At 64.9% G+C, this 22,899-nt stretch carries 18 protein-coding genes and 1 tRNA gene; 6 read left to right on the top strand and 13 right to left on the bottom strand.

Going from position 1 to position 22,899, the window contains the following annotated elements:
- Positions 1-75 precede the first annotated feature (75 nt).
- From AC1DGP_RS00410 to AC1DGP_RS00395, 4 genes are all read right to left on the bottom strand, one after another.
- Positions 76-151: transfer RNA gene (locus AC1DGP_RS00410), tRNA-Thr, on the bottom strand.
- Between the two features lie 69 nt (positions 152-220).
- Positions 221-1,168 carry a prephenate/arogenate dehydrogenase family protein gene (locus tag AC1DGP_RS00405; protein WP_476831584.1) on the bottom strand — a complete coding sequence of 316 codons (948 nt, stop codon included), beginning with the start codon at positions 1,166-1,168 and terminating at the stop codon, positions 221-223.
- The gene (locus AC1DGP_RS00400; RefSeq protein ID WP_441506062.1) at positions 1,165-2,274 is read right to left on the bottom strand and encodes a pyridoxal phosphate-dependent aminotransferase; all 1,110 of its coding nucleotides are present in this window, start codon (positions 2,272-2,274) and stop codon (positions 1,165-1,167) included. Before AC1DGP_RS00400 ends, AC1DGP_RS00405 begins: the two co-directional genes overlap by 4 nt.
- Positions 2,275-2,309: 35 nt before the next feature.
- Positions 2,310-3,143: a chorismate mutase gene (locus AC1DGP_RS00395; RefSeq protein ID WP_441490091.1), complete on the bottom strand. Its 834-nt coding sequence runs from the start codon at positions 3,141-3,143 to the stop codon at positions 2,310-2,312.
- 179 nt (positions 3,144-3,322) lie between these two features.
- Between AC1DGP_RS00395 and metX the strand changes: the two genes are divergently transcribed.
- Together metX and metW are read left to right on the top strand one after the other, a co-directional pair.
- Positions 3,323-4,492 (top strand): homoserine O-acetyltransferase MetX, encoded by a 1,170-nt coding sequence (metX, locus tag AC1DGP_RS00390; protein ID WP_476831583.1) that lies wholly within the window; start codon positions 3,323-3,325, stop codon positions 4,490-4,492.
- A 4-nt stretch (positions 4,493-4,496) separates the two neighbouring features.
- A complete protein-coding gene (metW, locus tag AC1DGP_RS00385) occupies positions 4,497-5,120 on the top strand; it encodes a methionine biosynthesis protein MetW (RefSeq protein ID WP_441490093.1) in 624 nt (207 codons plus the stop codon).
- Positions 5,121-5,283: 163 nt separating this feature from the next.
- On the opposite strand, the gene clpB is transcribed toward metW, so the two are convergent.
- On the bottom strand, positions 5,284-7,905 hold the full coding sequence (gene clpB / locus AC1DGP_RS00380) for an ATP-dependent chaperone ClpB (RefSeq protein ID WP_441506060.1): 2,622 nt from the start codon (positions 7,903-7,905) through the stop codon (positions 5,284-5,286).
- A 173-nt stretch (positions 7,906-8,078) separates the two neighbouring features.
- On the opposite strand from clpB, the gene AC1DGP_RS00375 reads away from it, so the two are divergent.
- Positions 8,079-8,399 carry a DUF2293 domain-containing protein gene (locus tag AC1DGP_RS00375; RefSeq protein WP_441490487.1) on the top strand — a complete coding sequence of 107 codons (321 nt, stop codon included), beginning with the start codon at positions 8,079-8,081 and terminating at the stop codon, positions 8,397-8,399.
- A gap of 99 nt (positions 8,400-8,498) precedes the next feature.
- The gene (locus AC1DGP_RS00370) at positions 8,499-9,290 is read left to right on the top strand and encodes an MOSC domain-containing protein (RefSeq protein ID WP_476831582.1); all 792 of its coding nucleotides are present in this window, start codon (positions 8,499-8,501) and stop codon (positions 9,288-9,290) included.
- Positions 9,291-9,348: 58 nt separating this feature from the next.
- Here the strand turns inward: AC1DGP_RS00370 and AC1DGP_RS00365 are convergent, their stop codons facing one another.
- The 6 genes from AC1DGP_RS00365 to otsA form a co-directional block, all read right to left on the bottom strand.
- The gene (locus AC1DGP_RS00365) at positions 9,349-10,377 is read right to left on the bottom strand and encodes a DUF4167 domain-containing protein (RefSeq protein ID WP_476831581.1); all 1,029 of its coding nucleotides are present in this window, start codon (positions 10,375-10,377) and stop codon (positions 9,349-9,351) included.
- Between the two features lie 402 nt (positions 10,378-10,779).
- Entirely contained in the window at positions 10,780-11,610 is an 831-nt protein-coding gene (gene prmC / locus AC1DGP_RS00360; RefSeq protein ID WP_476831703.1) for a peptide chain release factor N(5)-glutamine methyltransferase, read from the bottom strand.
- 85 nt (positions 11,611-11,695) lie between these two features.
- Positions 11,696-11,941, bottom strand: a complete 246-nt coding sequence (locus AC1DGP_RS00355) for a hypothetical protein (protein WP_441490096.1) — start codon at positions 11,939-11,941, stop codon at positions 11,696-11,698.
- A 60-nt stretch (positions 11,942-12,001) separates the two neighbouring features.
- Positions 12,002-13,087, bottom strand: a complete 1,086-nt coding sequence (gene prfA / locus AC1DGP_RS00350; protein ID WP_441479668.1) for a peptide chain release factor 1 — start codon at positions 13,085-13,087, stop codon at positions 12,002-12,004.
- A 51-nt stretch (positions 13,088-13,138) separates the two neighbouring features.
- The gene (gene ptsP, locus AC1DGP_RS00345; RefSeq protein WP_441506057.1) at positions 13,139-15,406 is read right to left on the bottom strand and encodes a phosphoenolpyruvate--protein phosphotransferase; all 2,268 of its coding nucleotides are present in this window, start codon (positions 15,404-15,406) and stop codon (positions 13,139-13,141) included.
- 181 nt (positions 15,407-15,587) lie between these two features.
- On the bottom strand, positions 15,588-17,147 hold the full coding sequence (otsA, locus tag AC1DGP_RS00340) for an alpha,alpha-trehalose-phosphate synthase (UDP-forming) (protein ID WP_441506056.1): 1,560 nt from the start codon (positions 17,145-17,147) through the stop codon (positions 15,588-15,590).
- A 283-nt stretch (positions 17,148-17,430) separates the two neighbouring features.
- Here otsA and otsB point away from each other — a divergent pair, with 283 nt between their 5' ends.
- Together otsB and AC1DGP_RS00330 are read left to right on the top strand one after the other, a co-directional pair.
- A complete protein-coding gene (gene otsB / locus AC1DGP_RS00335; protein WP_476831580.1) occupies positions 17,431-18,225 on the top strand; it encodes a trehalose-phosphatase in 795 nt (264 codons plus the stop codon).
- 2 nt (positions 18,226-18,227) lie between these two features.
- Positions 18,228-20,069 (top strand): glycoside hydrolase family 15 protein, encoded by a 1,842-nt coding sequence (locus tag AC1DGP_RS00330; protein ID WP_441490100.1) that lies wholly within the window; start codon positions 18,228-18,230, stop codon positions 20,067-20,069.
- A gap of 154 nt (positions 20,070-20,223) precedes the next feature.
- Here AC1DGP_RS00330 and AC1DGP_RS00325 read toward each other — a convergent pair whose 3' ends face one another.
- Both AC1DGP_RS00325 and AC1DGP_RS00320 read right to left on the bottom strand, forming a co-directional pair.
- Positions 20,224-21,432, bottom strand: a complete 1,209-nt coding sequence (locus AC1DGP_RS00325; protein ID WP_476831579.1) for a M20 family metallopeptidase — start codon at positions 21,430-21,432, stop codon at positions 20,224-20,226.
- A 256-nt stretch (positions 21,433-21,688) separates the two neighbouring features.
- The gene (locus AC1DGP_RS00320) at positions 21,689-22,864 is read right to left on the bottom strand and encodes a pyridoxal-phosphate-dependent aminotransferase family protein (RefSeq protein WP_476831578.1); all 1,176 of its coding nucleotides are present in this window, start codon (positions 22,862-22,864) and stop codon (positions 21,689-21,691) included.
- Positions 22,865-22,899 lie beyond the last annotated feature (35 nt).

Raw genomic sequence — 22,899 nt, 5'->3', positions numbered from 1 at the left:
TGGCTGATTTGCCGCTTCCGTGCCCCCCGCGTGTCCCCACGCTTGGCGGTCATTCTGGAAGTTCGAGCTAAGTAATGGTGCCGCAAGAGGGATTCGAACCCCCGACCCCCTCATTACGAATGAGGTGCTCTACCAGCTGAGCTATTGCGGCGACGGGTGGGGCTCTACCAGCCCTGCCCAATCTTGGCAAGACGAACGGAGCAGAACATGCCCCGTCTTCTCACGATTTGCGCAGCTTTTCCGTTTCGGGCTTTTCCTGGCCGAGCGCGACGATGCCACGGCGGATGGCGCGGGTGCGGGTGAAATGCTTGTGCAGGGTCTCGCCATCGCCGAAGCGAATGGCGCGGGTCAGCACCGAAAGGTCTTCGCTGAAGCGCCCCAGCATCTCCAGAACCGCTTCCTTGTTGTGCAGGAAGACGTCGCGCCACATCGTCGGGTCGGATGCCGCGATGCGGGTGAAATCGCGAAAGCCGCCGGCCGAGAACTTGATCACCTCGGACTGGGTCACCGCCTCGAGATCCTCGGCCGTGCCGACGATATTGTAGGCGATCAGGTGCGGCAGATGGCTGGTGACGGCAAGCACGAGATCATGATGCTGCGCACTCATCACCTCGACCAGGGCGCCCATGCCCTCCCAGAAATGCCGGGTGCGCGAAACCGCGCCGTCATCGCTGCCGTCCGGCGGAGTGAGGATGCACCAGCGATTCAGGAAGAGGCTGGCAAAGCCCGCATCCGGGCCGGAATTCTCTGTGCCCGCAACCGGATGGGCCGGGACGAAATGCACGCCCGCTGGCAGATGCGGCGCGACAGCCTCGACCACCGCGTTCTTGACCGAGCCGACATCCGAGACGATCGCGCCCTGCTTCAGGGCAGACGCGATCTCACCTGCGACCGCACCGCAKGCGCCGACGGGCACGCAGAGAATGACCAGATCGGCATCGGCCACGGCGGCCTGCACGGTCTCCGCCACCTCATGGCCGAGATCGAGCTCGCGGGCGCGGGCCCGCACGCCCTCGTCCCCGTCGCTCAGGACGATGCGCCCGGCCAGATTGAGATCCTTGGCCGCATGGGCGATCGACGAGCCGATCAGCCCGATGCCGATGATCGCGAGGCAGCCGAAGATCGGCTCCTCACGCCGCGGAGCAAAGCTCTCGGTCGTCGCCGTCATTGCTTGCCGGCCAGGAAGTCGCCAAGCGCCGCAACGACGAGGCGGTTCGCCTCCTCGGAGCCGATTGTCATGCGCAGCGCGTCCGGCAGGCCATAGGCCCCGACGCTGCGCAGGATCAGCCCACGCTGGCTCAGGAAGGCGTCAGCCTCCTTCGCCGTCTTGCCGGAGGTTTTTGGGAAATGGATCAGGATGAAGTTGCCGACCGACGGCGTGACGGTCAGGCCGAGCCTTTCCACCTCGGCCGTCGTCCAGGCGAGCCAGGTCTCGTTGTGCTGGAGCGCGGCCGCGACATGGGCTTCGTCGGCGATCGCAGCGGTGCCGGCCTCGATCGCCGCGCCGTTGACGTTGAACGGGCCGCGGACGCGGTTGAGCGCATCGATGACATGGGCAGGCCCGTAGAGCCAGCCGAGGCGCAGATTGGCGAGGCCGTAGATCTTTGAGAAGGTGCGCGCCATCACGACGTTCTCGTTGGTCGCCACCAGTTCGAGCCCCGACGCATAGTCGTTGCGACGGACATATTCGGCATAGGCGGCGTCGAGCACCAGCAGCACATCGGAGGGCAGGCCGGCATGCAGGCGCTTGACCTCCTCGAAGGGCAGATAGGTGCCGGTCGGGTTGTTGGGATTGGCGAGGAAGACGATCTTCGTCCGTGGCGTCACCGCCTTCAGGATCGCGTCGACATCGGCGGTGAGATTGGCCTCGGGCACGACCACGGGCTTGCCGCCGGCCGCCAGGATGGCGATGCGGTAAACGAGGAATCCGTGCTCGGTGAAGATGCCCTCGTCATCGTCGCCGAGATAGGTCTTGGTGACGAGTTGCAGCAATTCGTCGGATCCCGAGCCGCACACGAGGCGTGCGGGGTCGAGGCCGTAGCGCGACGCGATCGCCTCACGCAGCTTGGTGGCCGAGCCGTCCGGATAGAGCTCGAGCTTGCCCTTGAGGCTGTCAAAGGCGGCGATTGCCTTCGGGCTCGGGCCGAGCGGGGTCTCGTTCGAGGAAAGCTTATGCAGCTTCACCCCCGCCGGAGCCGTGGACTTGCCGGGCACATAGGCCTCGATATCGAGGACACCGGGACGCGGAACAGGGCGGGAAGCAGGCGTGGCCATGGCTTGTGGACCTTGTCAGGGGAATGAGATGGAGATCAGCGGACTGGCTTGACGGCAAAACGGGCGGCGTGGCTGCCGATTTCGGCGAACTCGCTGAGGCCCGCAGGTTCGAGCGCGGCACGGATCGCGCTCTGCTCGACTTCTCCCGAAGCAGCGACCAGCAGCGAAAGATGCGAACCGTCGGCGGCGCTGGCGGAGACCTCGGCGAGATGCTGGGCGAGACCTGCACGCAGCGTCTCCGACCAGCGTTCAACCCTGGCGGCATAAAGCACGATCTCGCGCACGGCCGCATCCGCAAGCGGCTTGGCGATGCAGTAGACCGGTGTGCCCGCGGGATGGTCAGGCCGCTCGATGAAGGGCAGGCGCGCGATGATCTTCGGCCGCTCCGGGCCGATGAGATCGCGCCACCAGACACCGGCGCTGGCGCCGAGGTCCATGCGGAAGATGCCGAGATCCCCAGCGGATTCGGCAACGGCAGCGATCACCGCACGCGCATGCTCGTGGGTAACGAAGGGCACGGTGAAGCCGAAATGGAACCGCGCGGAATCGCGCATCGCCGCGTCGCCGCCCGAGACATCGGCATGGACGGCGTAATTCGCCTGAACATAGGTGAAGGTCGCGATGATGATGCGCCAGATGCCCTCGACGGTGTCGAGTGGCAGCAGGCCCTTATGACGCAGCGCCAGCCGCTTCATCATGTCGGCCTCGCGGCCGGGCCGGAATGCCGAACCCGACACCTGCGTCTTCTTCACGGCGATCAGCGTTTCGATGATCTGCGAGCGCTCCATCAAGAGCGCGTGCATCTCGCTGTCGATGCGGTCGATCTCACCGCGCAGATCGGCAAGGGTGGTCGGAGCGATTTCGGTCATGGCGTGATCTTGGCGCGTGAGGCGACGGACGCGCGTCTCTTAGACCTCAAGCCCGCGCTTAGCAAAGCCAGCTTCGCGCGGGGCCGCGTTGACAGCGCGCCTGCGGCACGCCATCGGTAAGTTCGATCTTTCGAACGAGCCGACCGGCAAGACAAATCAGCCTGTCAAAGCGGACGACGATGCGCGACGAAATCCTGAGCCTTGCAGACCCGCTGAAGGAAGCGAACGATCCCTCGAGCCCGGTCGTCCGGTTCGACGCAGCCACGCCGCTGGTGATGGATTGCGGCGTGGCGCTCGACAGCTGGCAGATCGCCTACCAGACCTATGGCGAACTCAATGCGGCCCGGTCGAATGCCGTCCTCGTCTGTCATGCCCTGACCGGCGACCAGCATGTCGCCAGCCGCAACCCGATCACCGGCAAGGGCGGCTGGTGGACGGCGATGATCGGCCCCGGCAAACCGATCGACACCGACCGCTTCTTCGTGATCTGCGCCAATGTCGTCGGCGGCTGCACCGGCACGACGGGGCCGGCCTCGACCAACCCGGACACCGGCAAGCCCTGGGGCCTCGGCTTCCCGATGGTGACGATCCGCGACATGGTGCGGGCACAGGCGCATCTGGTCGATGCGCTCGGCATCGAGTCGCTGTTCTGCGTCGCCGGCGGCTCGATGGGCGGCATGCAGGTGCTGGAATGGGCAGCGAGCTATCCCGCACGCGTCTTCTCGGCGCTGCCGCTTGCGACCTCCGCCAAGCACTCGGCCCAGAACATCGCTTTCCACGAAGTCGGCCGCCAGGCGGTGATGGCCGATCCTGACTGGCGCGGCGGGCGCTATCTCGAAGAAGGCACGCGTCCGTCCAAAGGCCTCTCCGTGGCGCGCATGGGTGCGCATATCACCTATCTGTCGGAACCCGCTCTGCACCGGAAATTCGGCCGCAAGCTGCAGGATCGCGAGGCGCCGACCTTCTCGTTCGATGCCGATTTCCAGGTCGAAAGCTACCTGCGGCACCAGGGCCTGAGCTTCGTCGAACGCTTCGACGCCAATTCCTATCTCTATGTGACGCGCGCGATGGATTATTTCGACATCGCCGCCGATCATGACGGCGTGCTCGCCAAGGCCTTCGCGGGCACGAAGACGCGCTTCTGCGTCGCCTCCTTCACCTCGGACTGGTTGTTCCCGACCGCGGATTCGCGTGCCGTCGTTCATGCGCTCAATGCTGCCGGCGCTTCGGTCTCCTTCGTCGAGCTTGAAAGCGACAAGGGCCACGACGCCTTCCTGCTGGAGGAACCGAACCTGTTTGCGACCACGCGCGGCTTCATCAATGCGGCAGCTCGGGCAAGAGGGTTGTGAGGCCATGGCGCTGAGCGAGACCTATACCAATCGCATCGACCTCAAGCTCGTCGCCGAGATGGTGACGCCGGGCACGCGCGTGCTCGATGTCGGCTGCGGCGACGGCGCATTGCTGGCCCTGCTGGCCGAGACGCGCCAGGTCGACGCACGCGGCATCGAACTGTCTCGCGAGGGTGTCGCGGGCTGCGTCGCGCGGGGGCTGTCGGTGATCCAGGGCGACGCCGATACCGACCTCGCCGACTATCCCGATGATTCCTTCGACTACGTCATCCTCTCCCAGACGATCCAGGCGACGCGCAATCCGCGCCTGGTTCTGGAGCACATGCTGCGCATCGGCCGTCGCGCCATCATCTCCTTCCCGAATTTCGGGCATTGGCGCATGCGCAGCCAGATCTTCTTCCGCGGCCAGATGCCGGTGACCGATGCCCTGCCCTATTCCTGGTGGGACACCCCGAACATCCATTTCTGCACGATCCGCGACTTCGTCACCCTGTGCGATGTCGTCGGCGCACAGAAGGAGCGCGCCGTCGCGCTCGATGCGGCGGGCGGCAAGGTTGGCGTCAGCGCACCCTGGTGGTTCTGGAACCTGTTCGGCGCGCAGGCGGTGTTCCTGCTGAAGCGAGGCTGAGCCCTCCCGCTCCCGAGACCGAGTGCCGGACGAAGCGTCGGCGGATCGGCGCAGCGCAGCCCTAAAACGAGAAAAGGGCCGCTTGCGCGGCCCTTCCCTCATCCATCTCGCGGCGGTCGCTGCCTCCTTCCCAGTTGGGAAGAACGAGGTCGTACCGTCCCTATTAGTTCAGCGGCACGCCCTCAGGCCGCCTTTCGCGGGTGACGCTGACATCGCCCAGCATCAACCCGGTCGGCCCAACGGTGACCTTCACCGTCTCGCCATCCGTGACCTTGCCGGCGAGCAGCAGTTCCGCCAGCGGGTCCTGCACCGTTTTCTGGATTACCCGCTTCAGCGGACGTGCGCCATAGGCGGGATCGTAGCCCTTGTCGGCCAGCCAGGCGCGGGCGTCTTCGGAGAGATCGAGCACGATCTTGCGGTCGGTCAGCAGCCTGGCGAGGCGTGCCAGCTGGATATCGACGATCGCCCCCATATCCGCCCGCTTAAGGCGATGGAACAGGATGATGTCGTCGATACGGTTCAGGAACTCGGGCCGGAAAACCTGCCTGACCACGCCCATGACATCGTCACGCACGGCGTCGCTGTCCTGCCCTTCGGGCTGGTTCACCAGGAACTCCGAACCGAGATTCGAGGTCATGATGATCAGCACGTTGCGGAAATCGACCGTGCGGCCCTGACCGTCCGTCAGACGACCATCGTCGAGCACCTGCAGGAGCACGTTGAAGACGTCCGGATGCGCCTTCTCGACCTCGTCGAAAAGGACGACCTGATAGGGTCGGCGCCGTACGGCTTCGGTCAGTGCTCCACCTTCTTCGTAACCGACATAGCCGGGAGGCGCGCCGATGAGACGCGAGACCGAGTGCTTCTCCATGTATTCCGACATGTCGAGGCGCACCATCGCCGTATCGTCGTCGAACAGGAACGACGCCAGCGCCTTGGTAAGCTCGGTCTTGCCGACACCCGTGGGTCCGAGGAACATGAAGGAGCCGATCGGCCGGTTCGGGTCCTGCAGGCCGGCACGGGCACGCCGCACGGCTGTCGAGACCGCCTCCACCGCCTCACGCTGGCCGACGACTCGCGCTGCCAGCACCTCCTCCATCCGGAGCAGCTTGTCCTTCTCGCCTTCAAGCATGCGGTCGACCGGCACACCGGTCCAGCGGCTGACGACCTGCGCAACATGGTCAGGCGTCACCGCCTCTTCCACCATGCCGGAGGTATCGCCAATCGCCTCGACCTCGGCGAGCTGCTTCTCCAATTGCGGGATCTCGCCATAGGCGAGCTCGCCTGCACGCTGATACTCGCCCTTGCGCTGCGCCTGGGCCAGTTCGTTGCGGGCATTGTCGAGCTTGGTCTTGATCTCGGCCGCCTGGCCGAGCTTGTCCTTCTCCGCCTTCCAGCGGGCCGTGATTGTGGCCGAACGCGTTTCAAGATCGGCGAGTTCGGATTCCAGCCGCTTCAACCGCTCCTTCGAGCCGCTGTCGCTCTCCTTCTTGAGAGCCTCCTGCTCGATGCGCAGGCGCACGATCTCGCGGTCGATCGAATCCAGCTCCTCGGGCTTCGAATCGACCTGCATGCGTAGGCGCGCCGAAGCCTCGTCGACAAGGTCGATCGCCTTGTCGGGCAGGAAGCGGTCGGTGATGTAGCGGTTCGACAGGGTCGCGGCCGAGACAAGCGCCGAGTCCGTGATGCGAACGCGGTGATGCTGCTCGTATTTCTCCTTGAGGCCGCGCAGGATCGAGACCGTATCCTCGACCGTCGGCTCGTCGACAAAGACGGGCTGGAAGCGGCGTGCAAGCGCGGCGTCCTTCTCGACATATTTGCGGTACTCGTCGAGCGTGGTCGCGCCGACGCAGTGCAGTTCGCCGCGCGCGAGCGCCGGCTTCAGCAGGTTCGAGGCATCCATGGCGCCGTCCGTCTTGCCCGCACCAACCAGGGTGTGCATCTCGTCGATGAACAGGATGACGCCACCATCGGAGCTGGAGACCTCGTTGAGCACCGCCTTCAGGCGCTCCTCGAACTCGCCACGATATTTCGCACCCGCGATGAGCGAGCCCATGTCGAGCGCAAGCAGTTCCTTGTCCTTCAGGCTCTCCGGCACGTCACCATTGACGATGCGCAACGCAAGGCCCTCGGCGATGGCGGTCTTGCCGACGCCGGGCTCGCCGATCAGGACGGGATTGTTCTTGGTGCGGCGGCTCAGCACCTGGATGGTGCGACGGATCTCCTCGTCGCGGCCAATGACCGGGTCGAGCTTGCCCTCGCGGGCAGCAGCGGTGAGATCCCGCGCATATTTCTTCAGCGCGTCATAGGCCTGCTCGGCAGAGGCTGAGTCCGCGGTGCGACCCTTGCGGATCGCCTCGATCGCGGCATTCAGCGCCTGCGGCGTCACGCCGGCCTTGGCCAGCGCCTTGCCGGCCTCGGTTTCCTTCTCGACCGCGAGGGCCAGAAGAAGGCGCTCGACCGTGACGAAGGAATCGCCGGCCTTGTCCGCAGCCTTTTCCGCCGTATCGAAGACACGGGCGAGGCCTGGCGTCAGATGCAGGCCGCTGGCGCCACCGCCGCTGACCTTGGGCAGCTTTGCGAGCGCCGCATCGGTCAGTTGCAAGGCAAGTTTCGACTGGCCACCCGACCGATCGATCAGGCCGGCTGCCATGCCCTCGCTGTCATCAAGCAGCGCTTTCAAAAGATGTTCGGGCGTAAACTGCTGGTGTCCGTCGCGCAGCGCAATCGTCTGCGCCGCCTGCAGGAAACCCTTTGCCCTGTCGGTGTATTTCTCAATGTTCATATTGTCGCTCCGCCCGCCGGCACGCCCCGTGGCGACGCATCCGGCTGCCTTTCATCAGGATAGGGCTCCCGAGGGACACCCTTCGCAACCAAAGATAGTGTGACATCCGCGCAACGGAAGGGGGCCCCTTGCGAATGATTGACGGCGCCCTTCCGACAGGCTCAGCCTTGGCCATGGCGGGAACAAGGCGACAGCAGGCGATTCGCAAAGCGTTGAGGGCGCTCGCCCCCGGCATTCCGCTTGCCGATGCCGAAGCGGTCCTGGCGCTCGCCGAGCGCCGCCACATGAAGGATCTGCCGCCCTCGACGGCGCTCTGGCTCGCTCTCGGCAGCCATGTCCGCCACGTCCATACCGATTACGAGCGGCTTCTGGCGGAAGGGTACGACCGCGACGCGGCGCGCTTTTTCGTCGTCGAGGACACCGATGCAGTGCTCTCCGCCTGGGGCTGCCAGCGCTCCGTGGAGAACGAAGAGGCCGAGGCCGAGGAGGCTTGAAGTCAACCTGATCGAACCGATGCAAGGATTTGATCGGTCCCGCCTCGTAGAACCCGCTATATCACCCCTGCCCGATCAGCCTGCGGACTGAAAGACTCCATGCGTGTCGCCTCGCTCTATCGCTACCCCGTCAAGGGTCTCTCGCCCGAACCCGTGCAATCGGCTTCGCTGAGCACGGGGGGCTTTTTCCCTGGAGACCGGCTTTTCGCCATCGAGAACGGCCCTTCCGGCTTCGACCCGGCCGCGCCCGTCCATCAGCCGAAGATCAAGTATCTGATGCTGATGCGCAATGAATCGCTGGCACGGCTGCAGACGCGCTATGACGACGAAAGCCGCGCGCTTGTCATCAGGCAGGATGGACGCGAGACCTTGCGGGCCGACATGACGACGCAGGACGGCCACGCGGCCCTGACGGCCTTCTTTGAAGGTTTCATGCCGGACGAGCTGCGCGGCAAGCCGCAATTGCTCACCGCCCCGCAAAGCTATCGCTTCATGGATTCACGCTCGGGGTTCATGTCGATCATCAACCTCGCCAGCGTCGCGGATCTCGGCAACCACCTTGGCACCCGGCTCGATCCGCTGCGCTTCCGCGGCAATGTCATGGTCGAGGGGCTGGCCGCCTGGGCGGAGAACGACCTGGTCGGGCAGGAGCTGTCCACGCCGTCGGGCCTGCGCCTGCGTGTGATCAAGCGAATCGAACGCTGCGCGGCAACCAATGTCGACCCGCAGACCGGAGCCCGCGATCTCCAGATCCCGAAGGCGTTGATGAAGACCTATGGCCATGTCGACTGCGGAATCTACTGCGAGATTCTGAGTAGCGGCACGCTGACCGCTGGCATGCATCTCGAAAGCCAGGCCCCGCAAGCGACGCTCGACCTCGGCGTCGCCTGAGCCAAAAAAAAACAGGGGCCCGTCGGGCCCCTGTCATATCTGGTCAAACCGGAGCGCCTTACTCGGCAGCGCTATCGGTTTCCGAACCCAGCGCGTCCATGACTTCGCGTGGCGAGCGGCGGCGGCGCGTGCGCTTCGGTGCGGCAGCCTCTTCGGCGGCCGGCGCTTCGGCAGGAGCAGCAGCAGCCTCGACCGGTGCCGCAACGGGCTCCTCGGCGACGGCGATCGGAACCCGGACCGGATTGGTCAGGAAGGACGGAAGCGAAGCAGCGACATCGTTCGCCTCGCCTTCAGGCTCGACCTCCCGGCGCGGACGACGCTCGGCGCGCTCGGGACGCGGCCCCCGCTCCGGCCGGTCGCCGCGCTCGAAGCGACGCTCGCCCTGGCTCTGCGCCGGGGCGTTCTCGCCCTGCTCGGCAGAAGCCGGCTGCTCGGAACGCGGCGCGAAGCCCCCGGGCTGGCCGTTCTGCCCGCCTTCGGGACGGTCGAACCGGCGTTCACCACGATCGGGGCCACGGTCCTGGCGATCATTGCGATCGAATCGGCGGTTGTTGCGATCGTTGTTGCGGTCGTTGAAGCGATCGGTGCGGGGCGGGCGGTCGAAGCGTTGGCCGTTGTTCTGCTGGCCATCCTGGCCCTCGCCATCCCCACGGGGGGCAGCATTCTGGCCATACCCGTTGCCGTTCACGCCTCCCTGAGCCTGATGCCGCAGCTCAGGCTGAGGCGAGCCCTGCGGGAAGGCAGCATTCTCATCGCCCTCACCCTCATCGTCCCCCTCGTCGCCCTCCTCACCAAAGGCGCGATTCGGCGGGAAGCTATGGCCGTATTGCTGGGCCATCTGCTCCTGCGCCGCGAGAAGGATGCGGTAATAGTGCTCAGCGTGCTGGAAATAGTTCTCAGCTGCGACCGGATCGCCCGACGACTGGGCATCGCGCGCCAGCTGCAAGTACTTCTCCGCGACATGCTGAGCGGTACCACGAACTTTGACGTCCGGGCCGTTCGACTCGTAGCTGCGCTGCAACGGGTTGGGCGACTTTCGATTGCCGTTGTTGTTATTGTTATTGTTGTTGTTGTTACGGCCGCGCATACGCCGGTTCTGACCTGGTCTCATTCGCGTCTATCTCGCGCTCTGTCTGTTCAAAGCAACCGGGTCACTGTCATACGCGTACCGGCACGCGGCGGGTTGCGGCGCCGTGCCGGAGGGAGTCGACCTGAAGGGGCAATGCGCCGTTCTTGGTCTTCACGCGCTCGTTTCCAAAAGAGGCGGTAACTCGCCCCATGAGCCGAACGGCACATCCATGCCTTCGGAATTCCGATCTTGCTTTGTCAGTTCCGTCAAACTTCGGACGTGTCCGGAGGCAAATCCTCGTCAATCAGGAGGAGGCTGCCCTAGGCTCGGCGCTGACGACACCAGCTTCGGCTGGTATCTGCATAGCGGCTTTTGCGTCCGGTTCCAAGCAAATTCGCACAATCTCTGTGCGTATCCGGTTCAGCGGGAGAAGATCAGCGCGCGCTCGTGTCCACCAAGGTCCTTGCGCGCTCCGTGATACCGGAAGCCTTCGGCCCGCATCAAGGCAGAGACATCCGGCTCCTGCCCGGCACCGATCTCGAAAATAACGATGCCACCCGGTGCCAGAAACGGCGTCAGCTCGCGCGCGAAGAGCCGATACGGAACGAGCCCGTCGATCCCGCCATCCAGCGCCAGGAGCGGATCATAGGCGCGCACAGCCACATCCAACCCGGGAATCTCATCGCCTGGAATATAGGGCGGATTGGAGACGATCAGGTCGAAGCGGCCCTCAAGGTCCTTCACCCAGTCGCCTTCCCGAAACGCCACGCGGTCACCGACGCCATTTGCAAGGGCATTTGCGGCTGCGACCTTGCAGGCCTCTCCCGACAGGTCGATACCCAGGCCCCTGGCCTGCCTGAACTCACTCAGGATCGCGATGAGCAGGCAGCCCGTGCCAGTCCCGAGGTCCAGCACCGACAACGCGTCCCCGCGCCGCTCACGAAGGGAATGGACCGCGGCCTCGACGAGCGTCTCGGTATCGGGGCGCGGCTCGAGCGTCGCTGGCGAGAGCTTGAAGGTCAGTCCCCAGAACTCACGCTCGCCGAGGATGCGCCAGACAGGTTCGCCTGCCAGCCGCCGCGCGACGTAGCCATCCAGATCCGCGGCGGCCTGCTCACCGAGCAGAGCGTCGTCCTCCGCGCCGGCCCCAGCCACGGCTTCAACAAGAAGGCGCGCATCAAGTATCGGCGTATCGCCCCCCGCAGCGCGCAGACGCGCCACAAGCTGCCGGCGTGCCTCCCGAATGGTCAGCACACCGACAGCTTGTGGCGAAGGCGTTAGAGCGTCGCCACCGCTCTGCAGTGGCGACGTCACTGGGTTGGTGCTCGCATCGACATCAATTGCCCTGCATCTTGTGGTCCATGCAAATCTTCATCTTCTGATTGATTGAAGATTTACTCTCGCGCGCTCCGTGCATTTCCTGCGAACACGCCTTGCGCGCCTGCGACTGCGTCATCGCATTCTGCAGCGGCACGGCCTGCCCCTGGACGACGCGGCCAAAAGTCTGAGTCTGCGCCTCAGCGGTCCCTGCCGTAGCCAGCGCCATCAGACCGGTCATCGCAATCACTGATGCAAGTTTCATGGTTTCCTCCAGCCTGCTTTCAGGTCGATATGGAAACAACGCCAGTCCGGTAAAAAGGTTTCACGCGCCGCTTTGCGCTGCAAGCAACGTCGCCTGGTGCTCCGCCGTAAGGGCATCGATGATCTCGTCGAGCGCCAGCCCCTGCATCATCTCGTCGAGCTTGTAGAGCGTCAGGTTGATGCGATGGTCGGTCACGCGGCCCTGCGGGAAATTGTAGGTGCGGATCCGCTCGGACCGGTCACCGGAGCCGATCTGCGAGCGTCGGTCCGCCGCGCGTTCGGCGTCGGCCTTCATGCGCTCCATGTCGTAGAGCCGGGCGCGCATCAACTCGAAGGCACGCGCCTTGTTCTTGTGCTGCGAGCGCTCATCCTGGACCACGACCACGATCCCGCTCGGGATATGGGTCAGGCGGACGGCCGATTCGGTCTTGTTGACGTGCTGGCCGCCGGCGCCCCCGGCACGCATCGTGTCGATGCGCAGATCGTTGTCATTGAGCGCGACGTCGACCTCGGTCGCCAACGGCAGCATCGCCACCGTCGCGGCCGAGGTGTGAATGCGGCCGCTCGCCTCGGTATCCGGCACGCGCTGGACGCGGTGAACCCCGGATTCAAACTTGAGCTTGGCATAGACGCCCCGGCCCGAGATCTCCGCGATGACTTCCTTGTAGCCCCCAACCGTGCCTTCGCTCTCCGAGATGATGTCGACGCTCCAGCCCTTCTGCGAGGCGTAGCGCTGATACATCCGCAGCAGGTCTCCGGCGAAGAGCGAGGCCTCGTCGCCGCCGGTGCCGGCCCGGATTTCCAGAATGACGCCGCGTTCGTCGGCAGCGTCCTTGGGCAGGAGAGCGATCAGGATCTGGTGGGCACGCGTGTCGATCTCGGCTCGAGCGGTGTCCCGCTCCTCATAGGCGAGATCGCGGAATTCGCTGTCGGTCGCCGGATCGTCGATCAGCCCCTGCGCCTCGTCGAGAGAGGCCTGCGCATTGCGCCAGGAGGCAATCGCTGCAACGACGGGTTCGAGCTCCGCCAGCTCCTTGGCAAGCTCTACCGTACGCACGGCATCGGTCGAGCGATTGATCTCGTCGGTGGCAACGGCGTGGCGAGCGACGATGCTGTCGAGACGGTCTTGAGGAAGCTGAAGGGACATCAGGAACTCGGAAACACTGTTTGGGGACCGGCGAAGCGCGCTTCAGCGTCGCTAGACCGGCACTTTCAATTCGGTCGCCAATGCCGAAAGCTGCGAACGCAGGCTCGATGCACCATCGGAAGAGGCGAGCATCCAATCCATACGCTCGCGCAGCTTCCTGACGTCAAGCGCACGCAGCATCGCCTTGACCGGCCCGAACGACGCCGCCGACATCGAGAAGGAGCGATAGCCTAGGCCGATCAGCGCCATCGTCTCCAGCGGCTTGCCACCCATTTCACCGCAGACCGAGACCGGGCAACCTGCCTCGCCCGCAGCCTCAACGATCGTGCGCAGCGCGCGGAGCGCTGCAACGCAAAGCGGATCGAAACGCTCGGACACCCGGCGGTTCTCACGATCGGCTGCGAACAGGAACTGCATCAGATCATTCGTGCCGATCGACAGGAAGTCGGCCTCGCGCGAGATTTCTGCCAGTTCGAACAGCAGCGATGGCACTTCGACCATGACGCCGAGCTCGAGATTGGTGGGCGCCGGACGCTCCTGCTTCTCCATCATGGCGAGCTCGCGGCGCACGATGAAGCGCGCGCGCAGGAACTCGTCCACGGTCGCGACCATGGGCAGCATGATGCGCATGTCCTGGCCGGCTCCGGCCCGCAGCATCGCCCTGATCTGGCCGCGCAGCAGGCGCGGCTTGTCGAGGCCGATCCGGATCGCGCGCCAACCGAGCGCCGGATTCTCCTCCTCGACGCGTTCCATATAGGGCAGCACCTTGTCGCCGCCGATATCGAGCGTCCGGAAGACAACCGGCCGGCCCTGCGCCGCCTTGAGCACGGCCCCGTAGAGAGATTGCTGTTCGGTCGTCGTCGGCATGTGCTGAGCGACCATGAATTGCAGTTCGGTGCGGAACAGCCCGATCCCTGCGGCGGCGGTCTCATCGAGACTGTGCATGTCGACCAGAAGGCCGGCATTGATCTGGAGGTTGATCTCGACCCCGTCCTTGGTGACGGCCGGCAGATCCTTGAGCTTGCGGTACTGTTCCTGCTTGCGGGCGCGCAGGCGGGCCTTGTCCTTGTAGGCGTTCTCGACGTCCGGCTGCGGACGGATCTGCACCTCGCCAGCCTGGCCATCGACGATGACGGCGTCGCCGGACTGGATCAGCGCGGTTGCGTTGACGATCTCGCCGACGGCCGGAATGCCAAGCGCCCGCGCCACGATGGCGATGTGGCTGGTCGGTCCGCCTTCCTCGAGGATAAGCCCACGCAAACGGACGCGGTCATAATCGAGCAGCGCCGCCGGCCCCATCGAGCGGGCGATCAGGATGGCGTTCTCGGGCAGCTTCTCGTGAGCAACGCCATTCGCCTTGCCCATCAGGGTCCGCAGCAGCCGATTGGCGAGATCGTCGAGATCGTGCAGGCGCTCCCTGAGATAAGGGTCGGTCTGGCGCAGCATTTTGGCGCGGGTGTCGGATTGCACACGCTCAACCGCCGCCTCGGCGGTGAGGCCGGTCATCACCACCTCGCGCATCCGCCTGAGCCAGCCCTGGTCATGGGCGAACATGCGGAATGTTTCGAGAACGTCACGATGCTCGCCGGTATGAGCCACGTCGCCACGCTCGATCAGTTCGTCGATCGCGGTGCGCATCTCGGCGATAGCGGCCTCGAGCCGCTTGACCTCGCGGGCAGGATTCTCGGCAATCAGATTGGTGATCGCGACCCGGGGTTCGTGGAGAACGGCGTAGCCGAGCCCGACACCGTCCGCCAGCTTGACGCCGACACCGTGAATCGGCCGGTCGAGGCCAATCATGCTGCCGGGCGGCGCCAGCGATTTCAGCCCGCCGGCCGCGATCATCTCCGCCATGATCATGGCGGTGGTCTGCAGCGTCTCGATCTCTTCCTCGTTGTAGAGCCGCGACGCGCGATTCTGGATGACGAGGACGCCCATCACGGCGCCGCCGCGCAGGATCGGGACGCCAAGGAAGGAATGATAAATCTCTTCGCCCGTCTCCGGACGATAGGAGAAGGCCGGGTGCGACTGCGCGTCGGACAGGGCTACAGGCTCGGCTTCGCTCGCGATCAGGCCAACGAGACCTTCGTCGGCGCGCATCCGGGTCAGGTGCACCGCCTCGCGATTCAGGCCCTCGGTCGCATAGAGTTCAAGCGAACCGTCCTCGAGCAGGACATAGACCGAACACACCTCCGCGACCAGATTGCCGGCGATCAGGACGACAAGCCGATCCAGCCGCTCCTGCGGGCTGACGGGCGCTGCCATGACCTCGCGGAGACGGCGCAGCAGAACGCCCGGACCTCCGAGAGCGCCTCGCATCAAATCGGCCCTCCGCCCGCCTCCTCAGACATCGTTGCCGATGCCGCTCGCAGACCTGATACCTGGCTCCGGATGAGTCGGCAGCATGCCCCGGTTCTTGTCGCCTTCTAGCGAGCGAAAGGAGTGTTCGGCAAGGGCCGCCGTTACAACCCCGAGGTGAAATCGGCGGCAGCGCTTCTCATTAATGTGGCAAGCGCCCGTTTCCAGCCGCGATTTGTGACAGATCCGACAATGTCGGAACGGTCGTTGCGGCGCCGCTTGCGGATTTGGCCGGAGCGCGCGAAGTCGCCGGTCGCTGCTTGGCTCCGGTCGCCGGCTTGGCGCGAACCGCTCTCTTGGTCGCTGGGAGCGTCACCGGAAACCCGGCTTCGCCCTCTGAGAGCGCGGCAAGATAGGTCTCGGTCCACCAGCCGATATCGGTTGCTGCAATGGTGGCGTAGAGCTTCTCGAAACGCCGGATTCGTTCCGGCTTCGGCATGACCAGCGCCTGCTGGATCGCCTCCGACATTTCCGAGAGATCGTAGGGATTGACGATCAGCGCGTCCTTCATCTGGCGCGCCGCCCCGGCAAAGCGCGAAAGGACCAGCACGCCGGGATCGGCGGGATCCTGCGCCGCAATGTATTCCTTGGCGACCAGGTTCATGCCGTCGCGCATCGGCGTCACCAGCCCGACTTGGGCACGGCGATAGAAGCCGGCCAGGACATTGCGGGAATAGGCCTTCTTGACCACGCGGATCGGCGTCCAGTCGAATTCGCCCAGCGCTGCGTTGATCCGCCCGGCCGTCTCGTCCGACTGGCGATCGAGTTCCGCATATTCAGGAACATCTGAGCGGGAGGGTGGCGCGATTTGCAGCATGCCGACACGGCCGCGCTGCTCGGGATTTTCCAGCAGGAAGCGCTCGAAGGCCTCCAGGCGTTGGACGATTCCCTTGGAGTAATCGAGGCGATCGACGCCGATGACCAGCTTGCGGTCTCCAAAGGCCTCGGTCGCGCGCCGGATCGACACCGCGGTCGTGCGCGCAGAACTCGTCGCAAGCTTGCGAAAGCCTTCGACATCGATGCCGATCGGGAAAGATTTGACCTGGATCGAACGCCGACCGAGGCGGACCCCGTCGCCATCGACCTTTGCGCCGCAGAGATTGACCAGTCCGCTCACCACATTGCGCGCATCGATCTCGGTCTGCAGTCCAACGAGGTCATAGGCGCCGACCGTCTTCATCAGGGTGATGCTCGAGGGCAGAGCGCCAAAGACCTCGGAGGGCGGCCAGGGGATGTGGTGGAAATAGCCGATCCGGTTCTTCACCCCGAGCCGCCGAAGTTCCGCAGCCAAGGGGATCAGGTGGTAATCGTGAACCCAGATCAGGTCGTCCGGCCGCAACATCGCGACGAGCGCCCTGGCAAAGCGGCGATTGACGGCGAGATAGCCCGCATAGTCGGCCCGCGAGAACTCGGTCAGACCGAGCCGGTAATGCATGTTCGGCCAAAGGGCCCGGTTCGAGAAGCCGAGATAATAGGTCTGCCGCTCCTCCTCGCTCAGATCGGTCACCGCATAGGTCACCTTGCCGCGCTGGAGCGTCCGCACCGCACGGGTCTTCTCTTCGCTGACATGCCCGCTCCAGCCGAACCAGAGCCCGCCATGTTTCTCCAACGCCTCCCGTAACGCGACGGCAAGACCGCCGGCGGCGACCTTCTCGCTGCGGTCGGGAATGGTGACGCGATTGGAAACGATGACGAGACGCATGTCCGGGAAAACTCCGATCAGCCGGCTGCCCGAATTTCGACACCGGAAGCGGGAACAGAACGCGCCGGCGCACGTAATGTTTCCGAGGGGCTTCGGATGTCAGATGGCGAAGCCGCGTCAGGCTCGCGCTGAAATCATGATGACTGTGGCAAACTGAAAGCAGAATGTGGCAAGTTCACTAACATCCGCCCATAGCGCGGATGATGCAAGAACCCTCGCTCAGGCATTGGACAGCTCACCTGTCGTTCTTTCGCCCGTTTCGTCACGCAAACAGAACGAGATGATGGAACTGATCGAATCGGAATCTACCAACGAATCCCGCGACTTCACCAAGGTGGCGAAGCAGGTCGCTCTGTTTCTCGACTTTGACGGAACGCTGGTCGAAATTGCGCCGATGCCCGACGAGGTCAAACTCGACAGGCAGCTCGCGCCGGCGCTCGATACGCTGCGCTCTACGCTGGGCGGAGCGCTGGCGCTTGTCTCCGGGCGCCCTATCCCCGACCTCGACGGGTTTCTCGCCCCCTATCACTTCGACATCGCCGGCCTTCATGGCGCACAGATCCGCCTCGGCGGAACCATCCGCAGCCAGGCGGACGCTCCCGAAGCCCTGCGCGAGGCGCTGCGGGAGCTCATCCGTTTCGCCAACAGCCATGTCGGCATCCTCGTCGAGGACAAACGGATCTCGGCCGCTCTGCACTGGCGCCTGGCGCCGCAACTCCAGGATGAATCCCTCGCGCTGGTCAGGAAGCTTGCAGCCGGGATGGGCCCCTCCGTGCGTTTGCAGGAAGGCAAATCGGTCGCCGAGCTGGTCCCAGCCGGGGCCAGCAAAGGCAACGCCATTTCCTGGCTGATGCGGGAAGCACCCTATAGCGGCCGGACACCGGTCTTCATCGGCGACGACATTACCGACGAGGCGGGCTTTGCCACGGTGAACGCGCTGGGCGGCCTGTCGATCCGCATCGGTGCGGGCGAAACCTGTGCCGGCCGGCGCCTTGCTTCCCCTACAGCGCTCCGCACCATCCTGCTCGCCGCCGCAGAAAGCGGCAGCCTGACGACTGACGCTTTCTGCCAAGGCTGATCATGACCGTAGAAACCTCCACCACGGCGCGGCATTCCGCCTCGCTCGATCTCGGCGTGATCGGCAATTGCTCGATCGCCGCACTGATCGACCGGCGCGCCCATATCGTCTGGGGCTGCTTTCCCCGCTTCGACCGCGACCCGGTTTTCTGTTCGCTGATCGACAACAAGCCCGATGACGGCGACGCCATGCCCGAGAAGGGCGTGTTCGCGATCGAACTCGTCGGCATGACGCGATGCGAACAAAGCTATCTCGACAACACCGCGATCCTTTCCTCAGTCCTGTCCGACGACCAGGGCAACGCCATCGAGATTCTCGATTTCGCGCCTCGTTTCGTGCGCTACGAGCGTTCTTTCCGGCCGCCGCTGCTGGTGCGGCGCGTGCGCCGGCTTTCTGGCCGGCCGCGTATCCGGGTCGTGCTGAAGCCATGCCTCGGCCTCGGCGAATTGCCGGACGAGATTACGCGCGGCTCCAACCATGTCCGCTATGTCGGCGCCGACCAGACTATCCGGCTGACGACGGATGCGCCGATCTCCTATGTGATGGACAGCGTCCCTTTCGCGGTCGACCGGACCTTCTCCTTCTTCATCGGCTCGGACGAGGCATTGCGCGCCGAGATCGAGACGACCGCGCGCGAGTTCCTGGACAAGACGACGGATTACTGGCGCGACTGGGTGCGCTCCCTCTCCATCCCCTTCGAGTGGCAGCAGGAGGTCATTCGCGCCTCGATCACGCTGAAGCTTTGCAGTTTCGAGGAGAGCGGCGCCATCGTCGCCGCGCTGACCACCTCGATTCCGGAAGCTCCCGGCACCCAGCGCAACTGGGACTACCGCTTCTGCTGGCTGCGCGACGCCTATTTCGTGGTGCATGCGCTCAATCGGTTGGGCACGACGCGGACGATGGAGGATTATCTCGGCTTCATCACCAATATCGTCGACACCTTCTCCGAGAGCGGAGCGGAGCATCTGCCGCCACTCTACCCGATCACGCGCGGCGGCGTGCTGACCGAATTCGAGGTGCCAAACCTGTCAGGCTATCGCGGGCACCAGCCCGTGCGTGTCGGCAACGGCGCAGCGACGCAAATCCAGAATGACGGCTACGGCGCCGTGGTGCTCGCGGCGACGCATTCCTTCTTCGACCGCCGCCTGATCCAGCCCGGCAAGGACGCGCTCTTCGGGCAGCTCGAGCGAATGGGCGAGCTCGCGATCGCAGTCTTCGACAAGCCCGACGCCGGCCCGTGGGAGCTGCGCGAGAAGCAGGTCGTGCATTCCTTCTCCAGCGTGATGTGCTGGGCGGCCTGCGACCGGCTCGCACGCATCGCCGGGACGCTCGGTCGCACCGACCGCAAGGACTATTGGCGTGGAGAGGCCAAACGTCTGAAGGGCGTCATTACCGACCAGATCTGGAACCAGGAGAAGGGCACCTTCGTCTCGACCTTTGGCGGCAGCGATCTCGACGCGACCCTGTTGCTGATTGCGGAGCTCGGCTTCGTCACGGCGGAGGATCCGCGCTATATTGCGACCGTCGAAACCATCGGCCGCGAGCTCGGCCGCGGCGACCTCCTGCTGCGTTACGGCACGCAGGATGATTTCGGCTTCATGCATACCGGCTTCTTGATCTGCGCCTTCTGGTATGTCGACGCGCTGCATGCGATCGGCCGGCGCGACGAAGCCAAGGACCTGTTCTGCCGCATCCTGAAACGGCGCAACAGCTTTGGCCTGCTTTCGGAGGATGCCGATCTCGAAACCGGCGAGCTCTGGGGCAATTTTCCGCAGACCTATTCCATGGTCGGGCTCATCAATTCGGCGATGCGGCTCAGCCGAAATTGGGAAGAGGCGTTCTGAGGGCCCACTGAAACAGGGGGCCATTCCCGCCATCGACGCTCGCCCCGGAAACGAGCATCGATGCAGTTTGCGTCGCCGCCCTGTCAGCAGCGATTCGGCCGACGGATGGTCGGCGCGCGACGGCGCATCCGCGTCGGGGCAATGCGCCCGGACCTCACTCCATGCGCGCAGCCGTGCGCATCACGGCAAGCGCCAGCACCTGCGCCGCCGGCACGATGCTCTCGACTTCGAGGAATTCGTCGGGAGTGTGCGCCATTCCGCCGATCGGGCCGACAGAGCACAGCGTCGGGCAACCCTGCGCCGCAGTGAAGCCGGAATCCGCACAACCACCGGTGAACTCGGCGCTGACGCTGATCCCGAAGCTCGCGGCGGCATCACGATAGGTATCGTAGAGGGCAGCGGCCTCGGGGGTTTTCTCCAGCGGCACGAACTCGCCCTTGATGGTCAGTTTCGCACTCGAGCCTTCGACGATGGGGGTCTCGATGATGCCGCGGATCGCGCTGACCAGTTCATCGCGCTGCGCGGCCGTGACATAGCGCAGATCGATTTCGCACCAGGCATGGGGAGCGACCGTATTGACGGTCTGGCCGCCGCCGATCAGCCCGACATTGACGGTGACGCCTCGCTCGAGATCGGTCAGCCCCTGAAGCTTCGGGATCTTGTGGCCGAGGTCGACAATGGCCGAGACGCCCTTCTCGTAATTTGCGCCGGAATGGGCGGCCTTGCCGACGAATTCGGCACGCATGAAGACGCCACCCTTGCGGCCGCTGGTGATCGACTGCTTGTGATCGCGCAGGAACTCGGTGCCAGGCGGCAGCCGGCTCGGCTCGGCATTGAAGACACAGCGCGATTCACGCGCCGCCGCCTCGATGATCGGGCGCGAAGAGGGGGAAGCGATCTCCTCGTCGCTCGTCGTCAGCATGGTGAGCGGAGCGGAAAGCCCACCGCATTCGGCAAAGGCGGCGGCGACGAAGGCCTCGATGACGAGACCAGCCTTCATGTCGGCGACACCGGGACCATAAGCCCGGCCGGCCTTGATGGTGAAGGGCCGGCGCGTCGGCTCGCCTTCCGGGAAGACGGTATCGCGATGTCCCAGCAACAGCACCGGGCGCTGGTCGTTGGCGGCCGGATTCGGCAGTCGCGCCTTGACGGCATCGCCATAACGAGCATCCGGGATGATCTCGACGCTGAGCCCGTTCGCTTCGTGGAACCGGGCGAGCACCTGCCCTGCCCTGTCGACGCCCGGCTTGTCATAGGAGCCGGAGTCGGTGTCGACCATCTCCCGCAGGAGCGCGACCATCGCGTCCTTGCGGCTGGCAAGCCACGCCGTCACCTTGGCTTCGTCCGGGGTCAACTCACTCATGGCCTGCGCTCTCTTGGTTCCGAATGGGACCGCGAAGCTAGAGCATGACTGCGAAGTCTGGGAACGGGCATTTGCGCCGGACAGCCCTGCTTTTGCCGAGCAGACCTCTTCACGAGAATGCGCCCGCCGCATTGCGGCGAGCCTCAGCCGTCAGATCAGCGGATCGTATCGGGTCCGATGATCTGACCTTCTGTGCTTGCATCGGCTTCCCCGAAAGCTGCAATCCACCCTTGGGGCCGATTCCCAAACCGCCCGGTTACGCGCCTTGGGCGAGATGCGTGATGGCTGCAGCAACGCCACCGGCACCATGCGGGATATTCTGCGCCTGCAAGGCCATTTCGACGGCGCTCAGGCTGCCAAGCACCATCGGCGCATTGACATGGCCCATATGGGCAATGCGAAAGGCCTTGCCGGCGAGATCGCCGATCGCGAGCCCGAGCGTCACGCCGCAGACCGTCCGCGCATAATCGGTGATCGAACTCGGATCGCCCTGAACGAGGATTGTCGTGACCGAGCGCGCCCGCTGCGATGGTTCCTCGATATTGCAGGTCAGGACCTGGCCCTCGGCCCATCGCGACATGGCAGCATGGGTTGCCCCGGCAAGCAGGGCATGACGGCGCCAGACAGGCTCCAGTCCCTCCTCGAGGATCATGTCGAGCGCGGCGCGCAGGCCGAACATCAGATGCTCGGGCGGAGTGCCGAAATGCTTCATGTAGAGGAGCGGGCTCAGCCGTGAGGTCCAGTCCCAGTAGGCCGTCCGCATCGTCGCGTGCGGATGCGCGTGCAGCGCCTTCCCGCTCGCCGCGACGAAGGCCAGCCCGGGCGGCGTCATCAGCCCCTTCTGCGACGCAGACATGGCAATGTCGACGCCCCAATCGTCCATCTCGAACCGCATGCAGCCGAGCGAGGCGACGCCATCGATCATGTACAAGGCCGGGTGGCCGGCGGCATCGATCGCCTTGCGCACGGCCTGCACGTCGTTGACGACGCCGGATGCCGTATCGATCTGCACCATGAGCACGGCCTTGATCTCATGGTTCGTGTCGCGCCGCAGGCGTTCCTCGACGGCCACCGGATCGACCGCTGCGCGCCATGACCCGGCGAGGACCTCGACATCTGCCCCCAGGAAACGGGCCATCTCGCCCCAGCCTACGGCAAAGCGCCCGCTCGCCAGCACGAGAACCTTGTCGCCGCGGGAGAGCACATTGGTCAGGGCCGCTTCCCAGCCGCCATGCCCGTTGGCGGCATAGATGAAGGTCTCGCCCTTGGTGCGGAAGATCTTCCGGAAATCGGTCAGGAGCGTCTCGGTCAGATCGAGGATCGGCTTGGAGCTGAGTTCCTCGGCCGGCCGCATCATCGCCTGCAGCACGCGATCGGGGATATTGGTCGGGCCGGGGATTGCGAGCAAAGCCCGGCCGTTGGCGACACTCATGAAAAACTCCTGCTGGCCTTGCTGCGCCGCATGTC

Source organism: Allobosea sp. 05T433, from assembly GCF_056396065.1.
Note: the sequence above shows the minus strand (reverse complement) of the source record. Positions and strands in the feature narration are given on the sequence as shown.

Bases quoted from the DNA above. Each gene is read 5' to 3' on its own strand.
- AC1DGP_RS00400 (WP_441506062.1), bottom strand. From the start codon at position 2,274: ATGGCCACGCCTGCTTCCCGCCCTGTTCCGCGTCCCGGTGTCCTCGAT.
- AC1DGP_RS00395 (WP_441490091.1), bottom strand. From the start codon at position 3,143: ATGACCGAAATCGCTCCGACCACCCTTGCCGATCTGCGCGGTGAGATC.
- metX (WP_476831583.1), top strand. From the start codon at position 3,323: ATGCGCGACGAAATCCTGAGCCTTGCAGACCCGCTGAAGGAAGCGAAC.
- metW (WP_441490093.1), top strand. From the start codon at position 4,497: ATGGCGCTGAGCGAGACCTATACCAATCGCATCGACCTCAAGCTCGTC.
- clpB (WP_441506060.1), bottom strand. From the start codon at position 7,905: ATGAACATTGAGAAATACACCGACAGGGCAAAGGGTTTCCTGCAGGCG.
- AC1DGP_RS00375 (WP_441490487.1), top strand. From the start codon at position 8,079: ATGGCGGGAACAAGGCGACAGCAGGCGATTCGCAAAGCGTTGAGGGCG.
- AC1DGP_RS00370 (WP_476831582.1), top strand. From the start codon at position 8,499: ATGCGTGTCGCCTCGCTCTATCGCTACCCCGTCAAGGGTCTCTCGCCC.
- AC1DGP_RS00365 (WP_476831581.1), bottom strand. From the start codon at position 10,377: ATGCGCGGCCGTAACAACAACAACAATAACAATAACAACAACGGCAAT.
- AC1DGP_RS00355 (WP_441490096.1), bottom strand. From the start codon at position 11,941: ATGAAACTTGCATCAGTGATTGCGATGACCGGTCTGATGGCGCTGGCT.
- prfA (WP_441479668.1), bottom strand. From the start codon at position 13,087: ATGTCCCTTCAGCTTCCTCAAGACCGTCTCGACAGCATCGTCGCTCGC.
- ptsP (WP_441506057.1), bottom strand. From the start codon at position 15,406: ATGCGAGGCGCTCTCGGAGGTCCGGGCGTTCTGCTGCGCCGTCTCCGC.
- otsA (WP_441506056.1), bottom strand. From the start codon at position 17,147: ATGCGTCTCGTCATCGTTTCCAATCGCGTCACCATTCCCGACCGCAGC.
- otsB (WP_476831580.1), top strand. From the start codon at position 17,431: ATGGAACTGATCGAATCGGAATCTACCAACGAATCCCGCGACTTCACC.
- AC1DGP_RS00330 (WP_441490100.1), top strand. From the start codon at position 18,228: ATGACCGTAGAAACCTCCACCACGGCGCGGCATTCCGCCTCGCTCGAT.
- AC1DGP_RS00325 (WP_476831579.1), bottom strand. From the start codon at position 21,432: ATGAGTGAGTTGACCCCGGACGAAGCCAAGGTGACGGCGTGGCTTGCC.
- AC1DGP_RS00320 (WP_476831578.1), bottom strand. From the start codon at position 22,864: ATGAGTGTCGCCAACGGCCGGGCTTTGCTCGCAATCCCCGGCCCGACC.